13 protein-coding genes are annotated in these 14,392 nt (G+C 35.5%); 8 read left to right on the forward strand and 5 right to left on the reverse strand.

The annotated features are described in order from the left end of the window. Positions 1-90: 90 nt before the first annotated feature. Both ACFOJ8_RS07220 and ACFOJ8_RS07225 read right to left on the reverse strand, forming a co-directional pair. Complete coding sequence (locus ACFOJ8_RS07220) at positions 91-978, reverse strand: arginase family protein (RefSeq protein WP_380654586.1); 888 nt, start codon at positions 976-978, stop codon at positions 91-93. Positions 979-1,056: 78 nt separating this feature from the next. After that, positions 1,057-1,356 carry a hypothetical protein gene (locus ACFOJ8_RS07225; protein ID WP_380654589.1) on the reverse strand — a complete coding sequence of 100 codons (300 nt, stop codon included), beginning with the start codon at positions 1,354-1,356 and terminating at the stop codon, positions 1,057-1,059. A 160-nt stretch (positions 1,357-1,516) separates the two neighbouring features. Here ACFOJ8_RS07225 and ACFOJ8_RS07230 point away from each other — a divergent pair, with 160 nt between their 5' ends. The 4 genes from ACFOJ8_RS07230 (at position 1,517) to ACFOJ8_RS07245 (ending at position 4,442) form a co-directional block, all read left to right on the forward strand. Then, positions 1,517-2,290, forward strand: coding sequence for a class I SAM-dependent methyltransferase (locus ACFOJ8_RS07230; RefSeq protein WP_380654592.1), 774 nt, complete (start codon positions 1,517-1,519; stop codon positions 2,288-2,290). A gap of 33 nt (positions 2,291-2,323) precedes the next feature. After that, entirely contained in the window at positions 2,324-2,743 is a 420-nt protein-coding gene (gene fosB / locus ACFOJ8_RS07235) for a metallothiol transferase FosB (protein WP_380654595.1), read from the forward strand. A 71-nt stretch (positions 2,744-2,814) separates the two neighbouring features. Continuing rightward, positions 2,815-2,982, forward strand: coding sequence for a hypothetical protein (locus ACFOJ8_RS07240; protein ID WP_380659909.1), 168 nt, complete (start codon positions 2,815-2,817; stop codon positions 2,980-2,982). Positions 2,983-3,905: 923 nt separating this feature from the next. Then, on the forward strand, positions 3,906-4,442 hold the full coding sequence (locus ACFOJ8_RS07245) for a GNAT family N-acetyltransferase (RefSeq protein WP_380654598.1): 537 nt from the start codon (positions 3,906-3,908) through the stop codon (positions 4,440-4,442). A gap of 175 nt (positions 4,443-4,617) precedes the next feature. Here the strand turns inward: ACFOJ8_RS07245 and ACFOJ8_RS07250 are convergent, their stop codons facing one another. Together ACFOJ8_RS07250 and ACFOJ8_RS07255 are read right to left on the reverse strand one after the other, a co-directional pair. Next, a complete protein-coding gene (locus ACFOJ8_RS07250) occupies positions 4,618-5,301 on the reverse strand; it encodes a DUF554 domain-containing protein (RefSeq protein ID WP_380654601.1) in 684 nt (227 codons plus the stop codon). 60 nt (positions 5,302-5,361) lie between these two features. Beyond that, the gene (locus ACFOJ8_RS07255; RefSeq protein WP_380654603.1) at positions 5,362-6,297 is read right to left on the reverse strand and encodes a MerR family transcriptional regulator; all 936 of its coding nucleotides are present in this window, start codon (positions 6,295-6,297) and stop codon (positions 5,362-5,364) included. Positions 6,298-6,632: 335 nt separating this feature from the next. Here ACFOJ8_RS07255 and rsgA point away from each other — a divergent pair, with 335 nt between their 5' ends. The 3 genes from rsgA (at position 6,633) to ACFOJ8_RS07270 (ending at position 10,754) form a co-directional block, all read left to right on the forward strand. Beyond that, positions 6,633-7,619: a ribosome small subunit-dependent GTPase A gene (gene rsgA / locus ACFOJ8_RS07260; protein WP_380654606.1), complete on the forward strand. Its 987-nt coding sequence runs from the start codon at positions 6,633-6,635 to the stop codon at positions 7,617-7,619. Between the two features lie 1,130 nt (positions 7,620-8,749). Then, positions 8,750-9,337 (forward strand): TetR/AcrR family transcriptional regulator, encoded by a 588-nt coding sequence (locus tag ACFOJ8_RS07265; RefSeq protein WP_380654609.1) that lies wholly within the window; start codon positions 8,750-8,752, stop codon positions 9,335-9,337. Positions 9,338-9,398: 61 nt separating this feature from the next. Beyond that, complete coding sequence (locus ACFOJ8_RS07270) at positions 9,399-10,754, forward strand: MFS transporter (protein WP_380654611.1); 1,356 nt, start codon at positions 9,399-9,401, stop codon at positions 10,752-10,754. Between the two features lie 26 nt (positions 10,755-10,780). Here ACFOJ8_RS07270 and ACFOJ8_RS07275 read toward each other — a convergent pair whose 3' ends face one another. Then, the gene (locus tag ACFOJ8_RS07275) at positions 10,781-12,154 is read right to left on the reverse strand and encodes a cryptochrome/photolyase family protein (protein ID WP_380654613.1); all 1,374 of its coding nucleotides are present in this window, start codon (positions 12,152-12,154) and stop codon (positions 10,781-10,783) included. 1,422 nt (positions 12,155-13,576) lie between these two features. On the opposite strand from ACFOJ8_RS07275, the gene ACFOJ8_RS07280 reads away from it, so the two are divergent. Continuing rightward, positions 13,577-14,056 (forward strand): GNAT family N-acetyltransferase, encoded by a 480-nt coding sequence (locus ACFOJ8_RS07280; protein ID WP_380657063.1) that lies wholly within the window; start codon positions 13,577-13,579, stop codon positions 14,054-14,056. Positions 14,057-14,392 lie beyond the last annotated feature (336 nt).

Here is a 14,392-nt window from a genome sequence, read left to right on the forward strand (position 1 = left end):
TAATGCGGTCGAATAATTAATCGTTTCGTATTAAACATTACGTAATCCCCTCTTTCAGAACACGTTTATCCCTTAAATCGCAGAGCAGCTTTATAAATCATAAAAAAATTTGATGAACCTTCTAGTAATCTCACCCGTCGTATCTAAAGAAGGATCTAAGGTAGTAATCTCTAAACCCGTGCAACGCGGATGATATATGAGTGGACGAATCAACCTGGCAAGTTCTCGGTAAGTAAGTCCGCCCTCGGCCCTACTATCTACGGCAGGCATGATTTCATCACTTAATACATCTACATCCAAGTGTATAAAAAAGCCATCGAGAGCATTATCTTCGGCCATCTGAAGAAATGATTGAGTAATACTGGTTGTACCAGTAGAGCGTGTCTCATTTAAATCATAATAGTTTATGTTGGTATTTAGTATTGGCGCAACGTAGGAAGGTGTAAGCTCACGATTACCAACACAATAGATATAATCTTCTTCAAAGTATGGTTTTAACCCTGATATGTTCGTTAAATTCTCCTCCCCGTACTCTGAAACCACAGCCAGATCCATTCCTGCAATGCCCCCTGTTTGAGAACACTCCGAAGGAATATAATCCGTATGTCCATCTAGGAAGAACAGTGCATATGTGCCTTTTTGCTTCAAAGCAAGACTCGTGCCTATCAGCACGCTACAATCTCCCCCAATAATCAACTTGAAATAATCGTTATGTAACTGCTTATGTAAAATAAACGCTTGTTCCTTTGCGTATTGAATAGCATGATCCGCATTTAATAAGCCTGTTGTCTCGTTAAAGTCCATCAGATACTTAGGGGCAGCCAAGTGAAAAGTATCATATATGTTCATACCTTGGTAAAATCCCAAGGTTCTTAACCAGTCGGGCAAGTCTTTTACGCCTGGACTTATTTCATGACGTTTTTTTCTTAAGCCGAGGCTTGTGGGAAATTCAAATAGTTCAACTTCCTTTTTAAACATACTGTGCCCATCCTTACAATTTCTATACGCAACATTCACTGTGGATACGCACTGTGAAATACTTTATGCTCTCAATGTTTAACGGTCTTGAAAGAAAGCTGAATTTGTTCCCAATATGAAGTATGTTGTAACGAGCAAAAGCACCACAACAGTTGTAGAAATAATCAGTTGCTTCTTTGTATAGTTATTTCTTTCAACAAAAATAATGGCCATAAAACCGATAATGAACGCTGTGATCAGACTCATCCTGAATATGATGATAGCGATGATGACCGCAAGTAAAATATAGAGAATTTTCCTCGCGCTCCGCTTTTCTTCGTCTGTTTTAACCTTCTTTAATATAAGTGGAATGAGTACAATTGAGAATAGTCCAACCAAACTAATTAAAGCGAATATATTAATGGTGCACCCCCTCTCTCATTATTTGATAAAACCGGCGATAGGAGTTTAAGTAAGAAGCTATCAATTATTTAAAAATTCAAGTATATTTATACTAGCATACTATTGTAAAAGTTTGGAAGGATAGGAGATGTGAAAATTGAACACTGATATCTTTATGGATAACCTGGAAAAATACGTAGACCCAAAAGCATATGATGATACTTACCAACATTACCTAATCGACGTTCCCCTTCTTTCTGAGTGGGCCAAGGTTCAAGGGGGCATTATCGTCGACTTGGCATGCGGCACTGGCAGAGTCACCCTTCCATTGGCCGAGCACGGACACCGGCTTATCGGTGTTGATATTCATGAGGAGATGTTGGAACTGGCAAAAAGTAAATCAGAAGCGAAGCATCTGCCCATTGAATGGATTAGACAAGATTGCACAAAACTTGCACTTGAAATTAAATCCAATATGTTATTTATGACCGGCAATTCTTTCCAACATTTTTTAACTAACGAATCTCAGGATGCCTTGTTAAAGGCTATATGGAACCATCTAAATTATGGTGGTGTTTTCATATTTAACACCAGATTCCCAAATTTAAAGGACCTTGCCGAAATCTACACAACTAAAGAAATTTACATAGACAATCTTGGAAGAGTTGTTACAGAGCATACTACTGAAACATACAATGCATTAACCCAAGTATTGCACTGCTCTACGACGCGTGAAATACGGGATAATGGTACCGATACTTATCTAGAAACGGACCGAATATCACTCCGTTATGTTTATCCACTTGAGATGCAAAGGCTTCTTAAGCAAAATGGATATGAAATAGTAGAGGTATACAGTTCTTGGAAGAAAGAGGAGTTATCAGAGTCAAGCAGTGAAATGGTATATGTATGCAGGAAGAGTACTGTATAAGTACCCACATTTTACTATTAAAGGAGTCATCTAATGATTCATTCCATCAATCACGTCTGCTATTCTGTCTCGAATCTCAGCGACTCCATCGCATTCTACCGGGATGTAATGAAAGGACAATTACTAACTGAAGGGCGTACAACCGCGTATCTGGAGATCGGTGGCCTTTGGATTGCATTAAATGAAGAGAAAGACATACCTAGAAACGAAATCCAGTATTCGTACACCCACATGGCATTCAGCATTAGCGAATCGGATTTTGACGAATGGTTTCAGTGGCTCGAATCAAAAGCAGTTAACATACTTAAAGGAAGAGAGCGAGATGAAGAAGACAGGAAGTCTATCTACTTCGCTGACCCGGATGGTCATAAATTGGAACTGCATACCGGTACGCTCGAAGATCGATTGGGTTATTATAAGAAGACAAAACAGCATATGAAGTTTTCGATATAACACCGAGCTAAAACAGCACCGTTGCATAATGCATGTCGATTGAACTTAAAACTAAAAGGAGCGATGGCCATATGATTTTTAGTAGATACAATATATTGATTGCGTTGTTGATGTTTGTTGTGCTGGTCCTATTCATATGGGACTATATTAATATCGTTGCTTATGTTTTAGCTACAGTGGCATTGTTAATAGGACTTCTTATAATTGAAAAAAGAAGAACGAAAGCAGGAAGGCACTGATTGTGCTTAACTAATCTTAGACACGCTATAAATTCATAAGACCTCCCCAATCTTAACGATGATTGGAGAGGTCTTTATACCGTTGAACAGTGCTCCAGTTAAACGTGACTACAATCATTCACTAAGTCATAGGCTAGTGTGAGCCGGGTCTTGGTAATTATTAGAAGATGGTCCCGAAATCTCCTCTTTACTGAACGCTACAAATATCACCATGCCCAATTTGCAACCAGTGCCCGCCCATTGAAAAGTTCCAAAAGTATTGTTCAACCAAAATACAAAGACTTATTTTCTCTATTCAGTTCTTCCATCAGCTCTTTTTAAAGGTTTAATTGTTCGAGGACAACTCCTTTATCACCATGAGGATAATAACAGCTGCCGATAAACATGGTGTCTTCATACCCCTTGTCCGTAAATAGAATCATGTCGCCTTTGGCTGCACAACAAATCGCATGTCTTACAGTTTCTGCCGGTCTTTAATGCAGATGTACCTGTCGTGCTGCATTCCTTTTTCAAAATCATAAAAGATGTTTATGGACAGCTCTTTAACTCTCAACGGTGCTATTTCAAATCGAAATTCCGCAATCACCTATACCACGAAAAAAGCTTCATAAAGCGCTAAGTCTTCAATAAAGACATATCGTTTTTGAATAGTAAAATTAATTTCCTTTTAATGCTTGTTGCACTATTCATCATATTGCACATCTTCTAGAAATTTCTTTATCTTTTCACGATCAACTAAACATTCCTTTTGGTTTTATGTGTCGTCATGTCTTCTCTCTATTTCTAGCTTAAAAAGTATACTTTATCAAACGGTAAAGAAGTTTGATTTTTAGCAGCTTTGTTTGCAAAAGTATATTTTATGAATAGTTTTTTTCTATGATAATATAAACATTGTATAATATTATCTACTGAGGGGAATAGCTATGGAATTAAAAACTGACAGAATCTATCTGCGTTCATTAGAAGAATCGGATGCCCGAAAAATTTTAACTACTACTGAAAATCAAGAGATTCGATACATGACCGGTACAAAAGGATCATTTACTTTAGAGCAAATCCAACAACATATCAGACACTCAAAAGAAGATACATCACGTTATGATTTTGCTATCTGTCTAAATGAAAATAGTCAAATGATTGGAGAATTATCAATTTTAGAAATTGATGAGAATAGTCGCAAAGCTGGCTTTAGAATTTCAATGAGTGCTATTGAGCTCACCGGAAAAGGTTTGGGTACAGAAGCCACTCAACTTGTCTTAAAATTTGTTTTTGAAGAACTTAAGTTGAATCGCTTGCAGTTGGAAGTGTTTAGTCACAATAACCGAGGAATTAGAGCTTACGAGAAGTTAGGATTCAAGAAAGAAGGCGTTTTAAGAGAATCCCTATACTATAATGGAAGTTTTTCTGATGAAATAATAATGTCTATAATTCAAAAAGAGTACATAGAATCGACATTTTAGAAAATAATCGAAACCTAGTTTATATATCATCACTTATAAGCAGTCATCATAATACAAAGGGATAGAAGATGCCAATCTAGTTGCATCATCTATCCCTTTATATTTTAATAGGCTTCAACCAGTTGAATATGCAATCTAGTTAATACTTTCTTAATCCAATCAAATAAAGTCATTTCTATAAACTAAACAGATGGATAAATCCAAATACAATTACCGGCACCAGCAAAGACGGGAGCAGATTTAACGTGTTGAATTTTTTGATACCTAAAATGCCAAAACCTGATGCCATGATCAACATTCCACCAATAATTGTAATTTCATTTAAAAGATCTGGATTAAGGGCGCTACCGATAAAAGTTGCTATCGCATAGATGGACCCTTGCCAAAGGAATAAAACAATTCCTGAAATAGCAATGCCGATTCCAAACGTCGATGCTAGAACAATCGATGTAATACCATCCAGCATTCCGTTAGCCAGAAGGTACGTATAGTCACCGTTTAAAGCAGCTTCGATAGGGCCTAAAATTGATAGTGTCCCAATACAAAACAATAGTATTGCAGTCGCTAGTCCTTCAGCTAAATTGCCCTTCGAGTATTTATTGACCAATTTATTGAACTTTGACTCCAGCTGCATTTTTTGACCGATTACACCACCTATTGCCAAACTTACGATAAAAAGGACGGGATATTTGCTGTCGGGCAGATGTTGAACGAGCGCATCTATTCCTAAACCGAGCGCCACAAGCCCCATCGCCTGCATGAGAATCTGATGATATTCATCCTTCAACCCTTTCTTTAACATACTCCCGATCAAGCATCCTACTAGTATCATCCCAACATTAAACAGTGTTCCAAACATTGTCATTACTCCTTTAATTCAGTTTCCTACTAAAATATAGACCCTCCCGTAAGAGGAAGGTCAACTCTCTATTGGAATCTGGAACTCTGTTAAATAATCTTCTTCCTGCGAAGATATATATTGATTAATGATGGTCCTCTCTACAGCATCCCCGGTGATTTTATAATTGTTCTCATGAATGTACTCTAATAACTGTTTATAGGGATGATATGAATGGCTGTGGCTTCCGTTGTAATAGACACAAGCATATTTACCTCCTGGTAAAACGTCAGATAAAGAGGTATCGGCATCTCTATCTTCATCTAGAATAAATATTGAATTATATTCATTGAATTTGTCATTCAGTATATCGTGCATGCTTACTGTAAGACCGACCCCTCCAATGAACAGAGAAGCACTTAAATTTGCCTGGTTTTCTAAATGTCTTAAGTTTATCTCCAAATCTGGTTCTGAACTAATTTTTCCAGCAAGTTTGATTATCTGCCTTGTTTCCAACGTTTTAGTAAGTGGCGTCATCAGCGCTTCTATCTTCCTTGCATATCGGATATTTGTTATTCGATCGTCAACCCTCCGTGCAGTGCGTTCCAATTCCTTTATTTTTTGCTCAGCAAAAAGTTTTTGTTCTTCAAGTAGCAGTAGAAAACCATCTATATCTCTATGTTCCAAGTGCTGTTTGATCTCTCTTAATGAAAAGCCTAGTTCTTTTAAATAAGTAATAGTATTCAACTGTTCAAATTGCTCAGTCGAATAGTAGCGATAACCGTTGTTCTGATCTGTGTAGATCGGAACTAAAAGGTCAATTTTATGGTAATGGTGAAGCGTCTTGATTGTTGTATTATGTAGTTTGGCCATCTCGCCAATTGAAAACTTATTGTCCATTACTTCCACCCTTATTAGATGATCAACTTTTATGCAATTATAAAACATCACTAAAACATTGGCACTATGAAATTGGTGACAGTGCATATTTACAAGCACTTCTACCCTACGTACCATTCATTTCTACCTTCAGAATAAGCAATGATCGTTTATGGATGGAGCATTCTACTAACGTGTTATCTAAAAATAAGTTAAAGTACTTCTCAGGGCAAGCATTCAATTCAATATGCGCTTTGATATTGTACTTGATCGAAACAAATAGTTCTTGTATAAATCATTCGCTTTAAAGCACTTATATCTTACATAGAAAAGAGCCTTAGCTCGCTAAGACTAACTGACATTTTAGAAAATTACTTAAAATTGATAGTGATTGCGCCCTATATATTTGTGTATAATTGCCATAAGGTATAATTTTTACCTTTATACTCAAAATAAAAGGGAACGGTGAATGGATGGATTATGGCATTAAAGAGTATTGTGTAAATCATGCTTTAGAAGCAAATGAGGTCGCAAGAGTGATAGAAAAGAACGGATATTATTACGACGTATACTTTAAAGACAGTATTTACAGTAAAATTACGGCAGTCAATCAGATCGCAAGCAATGAAGTGTTTGTTGGTGATTTTGTTCAGGTCGCTACGATGGATGATACGTTAGATATTACGAAAGTTTTAGAACGTAATACGCTCGTGTCTAAAGAATCGAGTACAGCACTAAAAGCATTCCACGAAAGAAAAGACGAGCAGATATTAGCTACAAACGTAGATTCGGTATTTATCTTAATCGCAGCAGATCAAAGGTTCACTATTGGGAAACTGGAGAGATATATTCTAACCTTCAAAAAAGAAGATATTGAACTGAGTGTGATCATCACCAAATCAGACTTCGAAGATAAAGCAGACGAGATCCGTAACGAAATACTAAAATACTACCCAAATATGGACATATTGCTCCTGTCACAATTTGATGAAAATAGCATAGATAAATTCAAGGCACTTGTTGAAAATAAGACCGTATCTATACTTCTCGGTGCTTCTGGAGTCGGAAAATCAACACTCTTTAATACCCTCTTTGCCAAAGAAGACCAAAATACTCAAGATGTGCGTGTGGATGGCAAGGGCAAGCATACTACCACAAGTACAAGAATGCTTTATAACGATGAACTGGATGCTTATATTATTGATACACCCGGGTTCAAAACGATCAGTGCAGCTCACCAAGTGGATGAGAACATACTTTTTTCAGAGATACAGGAATTCGCTCAAGATTGTAAATTTCGGGACTGTACGCATTCCCACGAGCCAGGGTGTGCTGTTAAGAAGGCAATTGATGATGGTGTTATCTCAGAGGCTTATTATGGGCGATACTTGGAAAACAAAAGAATCATCAAAGGGCAGGAACGTCACCAATTGATGAAAGAACGTATGAAAAATAAGTAACGGCGTGATGCTTATCGCTTGAGAACTACAATGTAAGAACTCTCAATATAGTAGTTTCTAAAATAAAGACATGATGCAAATTTGCATAATGTCTTTATCTTTCTTTTTTAATGAAGAATATTCCTAATTTAGTGAGCGTTAAGAAGAGTGTGACAGGAATACTACCAACTAAAAAAACTAAGGGTAATAAGTACGACCATTCTTGTATAGATCGAACTAGATAAGCGAGTATTATAGAAAGAATAAATACCGTGACGGGTGCTAGAATATCCGAATAGAACGTGATTTTCCGTTTTCTTATCCAAAAAAATAATTCAAATGCGAAATATACGACTATTAAAGCCACAGCTCCGACAACCACAGGTGCGATATCGCCTTCGTAAACAAAGGTATCTATAGAATTGCTCCTTTCTTCATGTTATCAATCAATAAAAGAAAATCTGAGTGTAGAACTATTAAAAAATGGGGAGTTCCCTATGTCAGTTATATATTGCTACTGCTTATAGAAATGTTTCCCGCGTGTTCTTAACGTACTTTATAGATTAAGTTTAGTTTTAGTTGCTGGGGGCTAAAACCAGCTGCTGAAGGCAAAAGTTTTTATAACAGTAAAAGCCCTATAATGTCGTCACTACGATGAGTTTTCCAGCTCTCAAACCAATTAGTTCGCGATAGTGTCTTCCAACTTACCATCTACAACCGTAATATTATCTGGTCCTTCAAATAATGAATCATCGAAGTCCGGATTCTTTTCATGTCAATGTCTTCAATGTGGCTAGATGTATTTCCAAACACTTCTTCATCGCCTTCTGCATGGTTGATTGTATATTATGGATCTTCTCTGTATCATTGAACTGATAGATTTTGGCGCCTCTTCTGAGAAAATCTATCCTTCTCTCGAACTATCATTGTACCAATTGGCTGAGTTTTCTCGTTTTTTTCAACAACATTCTCTTATGTGCTTGCTTCTGTATTATTGCATTCGACTAAAATTTTAATTAAACAACTTTTGAAGATATTCACAACTCTCATATATAATGTAATAGTTTTATTGACATATTACAAGAACATGAGATAATAAAGCTACGTAATTGTCAGTGATCACTGACAATCAATAGAATTGAGGTGATTGTTTGGTTGACCAAAAATTAAATACATCGGACAAATTGATGGTTATTGCGATTGATTTGTTCTCTGATAGGGGTTACAAGAGTGTAACTACCGCGGAGATTGCTTCTAATGCCGGAGTTAGTGAAAAAACACTGTTTAGGCACTTTGGTAGCAAACAAAACCTACTTGAGAAGGCTTTCGAGCGATTCCACTATACAGATGATATATCTTTGATATTTGAAGAAAAGATTGTCTGGGAACTAAAATCAGATCTGCAGCTAATTAGTCGTACTTATCATGAGATTATGGACCGTAATCGTAAAATGATCATGATTAGTATAAAAGAGGGAGACAATCTCCCCTTAATACGAGAAAAATTACAAAAACCACCTGAGGTTCTGTTTGGACAACTAACAAATTATTTTCAAGAGATGTTCCAGAAAGACAAAATCATAAGTTCTGACTCAGAAAATCTTGCTTTTACCTTTATGGCGATGAATTATGGTGCTTTTCTCAACCATTTATCATCTAATACGATCTTCGGTGGAGTAACTTTAGAAACTTTTATAAGCGAGAGCATAAATACTTTTACTAGGGCGTTAACGCCCTAATTTTTTATCTATAATGACAGTAAGTACTGACAGTCATTATTAGTTATTGGAGGAGAAATGAATGGTCAACACAAAAGATAATATGAACGATAAAAAGGAACGGTTAATGTATGTATTGGTTTTTACACTTATTATTTCCGTTATGAATGCGACGATGTTCAATGTAGCACTACCATCAATTAGCGAAGAGTTCGCCCTCTTTCCTTCTCAGGTCAGCTGGATTACTAGTAGCTACTTAATCGTTTACGCTATTGCATCAGTAATATACGGGAAACTAGCAGACAAATATACAATAATAAAATTACTTACTTTTGGCATAGTAATACTTACACTTGGTTCGGTTCTGGGTCTTGTATCAGTCAACTACGAAATGATTATAATTGCAAGAGTGATTCAAGCAACAGGAGCTGGTGTTATTCCGGCTTTAGGTATGATACTACCTGTACGATACTTCTCAGCTGAGAAACGTGGCCGTGCCTTAGGAATCGTGGCTGTAGGATTGGCGTTAGGAACAGCCCTGGGTCCTATCATAGCGGGGTTTATGACAACTTTAATTAATTGGAGAATACTGTTTGTTATCCCCCCCTTGTTGCTTTTTACTTTACCCCTATACAAAAAATTTTTGAACGACAAAGAGCTAGAATCGAAACGAATTGATTTTATAGGTGGTGTTGTTCTAGCTTCTACAGTCGCTTGTTTTTTACTTACGTTGACACAAGGTAAATTGTTGTTATTTGTGGTTGGTGTCTGTTTGTTAGGAATATTTGTTTACCGCATTCATAAGACACCGGCACCGTTTATACACCCAGAAATTTTTAAAAATAAATCTTATTCATTAGGGCTTATTATAATATTCGCAGCAACAACCATCAGTTCAGGATTTCCGTTTATAATACCGCAACTACTCGCCTCGGTTAATCAAATGACCCCTGCTTTGATTGGTGTAGTCATGCTGCCTTCAGCAGTAGTTACAGCCTCACTAGGCGCCAAAGGAGGAGGACTGGCTGACAGGAAAGGAAATTCATTTCTTATTAATGTAGCTTCTCTTTTCCTCCTAGTCGGACTCCTATCTCTATCTTCCTTAGTTGGTTTGTCTCCTGTGTATATAGCCATCTTTCTCATTTTCGGCGTGATGGGACAGTCTTTTATGCAGATTGCTATAATGAATAGCATTTCCCAAACTTTATCAAAAGATCAGTCAGGGATTGGAATGGGTCTCGTATCTATGATTATATTTATTGCAAATGCATCGGCCACTGCAATTATAGGAAGAGTACTGAACACTGGAACACAGAATTTTGCACTCAATCCTCTCGTTCAACAAAATTCATCCATACTATACAGCAATATTTTTCTGGTTCTAGCCATATTACTTTTGTTCATAATTCCGGCTTACCGTTACGTGTTCGAGCGCTAGTACAAAAAAATTACCATTGGTTCTAATTAAAATTGTTTAAATTTACTCATAACGTGATCTCTACTTTCTTTGTGATCTACAATTTTTTCAGGATAATCTTTACCAATTTCAATGTTAAAATTTTCTTTAAGTTTATCTTTATTTTTTGTTGGGTCGTGAATATATTTGTTAGAAACATCCTTCATTACTGATAGCTGACTTCTAATAAAATGACCTTGCGCATCAAATCGCTCACTTTGACGCATAGGATTAAACATCCTAAAATATGGGACTGCATCCGTCCCTGTAGATGCAGACCACTGCCAACCGTGTACATTGGACGCATTATCGTAATCTATTAGATACTTTCTAAAGTAATCTTCACCCCAAGACCAATCTATAAATAGATTCTTGGTTAAAAATTGCGAAACAACCAATCTTAATCTGTTGTGCATGTATCCAGTATGTTTTAATTTTTTCATGGCTGCATCGATAATAGGATATCCTGTTTCCCCTTCTTGCCACGCCTTAAAATGTGATTTGTTATAAGACCACTGCATGCTGCGGTATTTTTTTGAAAATGACTTAGTTGCGGTCTCCGGGTATTGGGTCATTAATATATAGTAAAACTCCCGGAACATAACCTCTCTGATATAAGCTTCATAATTTTTTTCATTACTTTCATATCCCTCGAGTAAATCATTTATTACTTCACGGATATCTAGCAAGCCATATGCTAAATATGTACTTAAACCACTGACAAAATCTAGTGATACATCTTCAATCAACTTGTCATAATTTGATATGTCATCACTTAAAAAACTAGTCCAAGACTTACGCGCTGATTTCTCCATATCGTTATTAGTATTCAGTTGGAGTTCACTTTGATTTGATCCTTTTTCAGCATATTGACTTAACTGTTTAAATTGATAGTTGTTTCGTGGGGTGTGACTTAATTTCCCCCGGTTTTCTTTGTAGAAGCTAGTAAAGACTTGGTAAGGTTGTTTTTGTTTATTGAATGTCGTTGAAGGATGGAAATAGTGGTTCACGCGTTGCCCAATCACTTCAATCTCATGTTTTTGAAATGCCAATTTAACATGCCTAAAATCGTATGATTCCTTGTGGTAACTCATAATATCTTTAGCAACTAATATATGCGATAACTCTAGTTCATCACCTAATTCACCTAACTTTTGGTATGGGATGATGTAAGGATGTATATTATGCTTTTCTAAAACATGTACAAAACTTTTTACTACGTCATAATAATAGTTCTGCTTTACTTCTGACGCATCAGACAGATCTTCTATAGGTAAAATAAAATATAGTTTATCTATTACATCTGAATGACTTTCTACATAATCAAATAGTGGATTTCCTTTGGTTCTAAATACACGATTAAGTATTACACCTAAATGCATTATATTTCCTCCTAATTACAAAATATTACCTCTACAAAAAACTTTATGTATTTAGTATAAAATACTTTAAACTATTAGCAATTGATATTTGTCAAAATAATCTAGATATTTTTTATCGCCTGCGTAATTTAAAAACTGTCCAACTACGTCCATTAGTTCAATGATTTCCTCGCTATGTGTTTTCTTTTTGCGTCGATAGATGAGACAATGGTCTGATCAACTGTTTTGATATAAAAAAGGAGTATTGATTAATGAACTTTAGTGAAACCTTTTTCAGATTTTTAGCCATTATAATTGGTTTAGCCATTTTCGGTTTTTACGTCTATATCGTAAATGATTTTACATCAGAAAATATATTTAAACTTCCGTACTTAATACTCACAATTTATTTCGCTATTTGCGTAGTACTATTCCCTTTTATTGCATTCAAGAAAAATACAATGGTAAAAAAATTGAAAGCAGTACCAAGCACTTTCATGCAAATTGGGGTATTTATAATAGCCCCGTACCTATTTATTAAACATTTTTTCAATACGCAGCATAACTCAAGATTATAAGATACGACGGCGCACTGTACTGTGAGTTAGTCGCTTTCGTAGTCTTTAGCATTGTACTTGGCAAATTCAGAGCCTTTTTTCGTATACTTCACTCGCGTATGTAATCCTTGAATTCTTTACTTGTAGATTTCCACCAATGTTTAAGTCATCCACCTTGCTTGATATAATGTATATGGATGTTGGAATAGTGTTTATTTACAACAAGAACAAAGTGAAAATGTGAGGGATGATAATTTCGATTTAATTACAAATCATTTCCAACTTTTTAATATTACTTCTAATTACCGCACCAATCATTGCAATGGTTGTTTAAAATGCTTGATCCAACTATTCAGTTCTTCAGCGCTTACATTTCGTGCCGTTAGCGTAGGTAAAACGAACTACTTATCTCCTAACCCTCTGAGGTGCTACATAGTAATTTATATTGCGTTCTTTTAAGCGCAGACTGAATAAAGTATATTTCATAATTGTTGGAGCGATGCAACTTCTTCTTTCCATCATTTTATCCCCTAGCATGAATAAGAATGTATTGCAGTACTTCGAATATAAACCTAGGAAAGAAAAAACTTCTGCATATTAGTTGATGAGAAGATTATTTTTCTAGCTATGAATAAAAACCGTCCGTAAAAGCACATATAAATATTTGAACGTTCGTAAAGTATTTTAAAATATTTACGAACGTTTTATTTGTTTGATATCAGTGGTTTTAAGTCGTCCATAAAAGTGTACTTTTACGAACGGTTTGGAAAATCAAGAATGACTAAACTTTAAAGAGTAGCAAGTGTTAGTTTTAAGGTAAGGGAGTACATGCTATATTTGTGTAGATGCTATACGATAATCGTTAAGTGAGGGAAAACATATTATGATGGAAATCTACGCCATTGGAAGTTTAGAAAAAGACAAAATTAAAGATTTTTTTACGAAGCATTGGGGAAGCGCAGAAATGGTCTTATCTAGCGGTATTTATGACTGCAGCACCTTAGATGGTTTTGCCGTTTTAAATAATGAAAACAGTATTATTGGCTTGATTACTTATGTAATTGAAGATAATGAGTGCGAAATAATTTCATTAGATAGTAACGAGGAAGGAAAAGGCATAGGAAGTCTTCTTGTTAACGAAGTAGAAAAACTTGCGTTAACGAAACAATGTAATCTAATTAAACTTGTAACTACAAATGATAACCTATTGGCCTTGAAATTTTATCAAAAGAGAAATTTTCAATTGTCCAAAGTCATAAGAAATGCAGTCGAAAACGCACGAAAATTTAAACCAGAAATACCTCTGGTTGGCAATGATGGGATCCCCATCCGAGATGAAATTGAATTAATAAAACCAATAGAGTAATAAAAGTATTGATTGGATCAGTAATTTCTCGGGCATTATCAAAATTATTTCACATGTGGATATGCCTAACTCCACATATTGTTAATTATATTGTTGAAGAAAGATAGAATACTAATCGATCTTTAATATTCTATCTTATTTATTGGAAGTCATCAGACCTAAAAAAATTTAAAAACCAGTTTACATATCAATGGATTATCGGAAGAGCAGAAGCTTACGGAGCTTCTGCTCTTATTTGTGCTTGAGTAATTGTACTTTTATAACTGTTTTAATAAAGAGTAATTCAGAAGAGGAATGATTCCAAAAAACTTATACTTTTTAGTGTAAAATAAATTT

The sequence above is a fragment of the Salinicoccus sesuvii genome, from assembly GCF_042648145.1.
GTDB lineage: Bacteria > Bacillota > Bacilli > Staphylococcales > Salinicoccaceae > Salinicoccus > Salinicoccus sesuvii.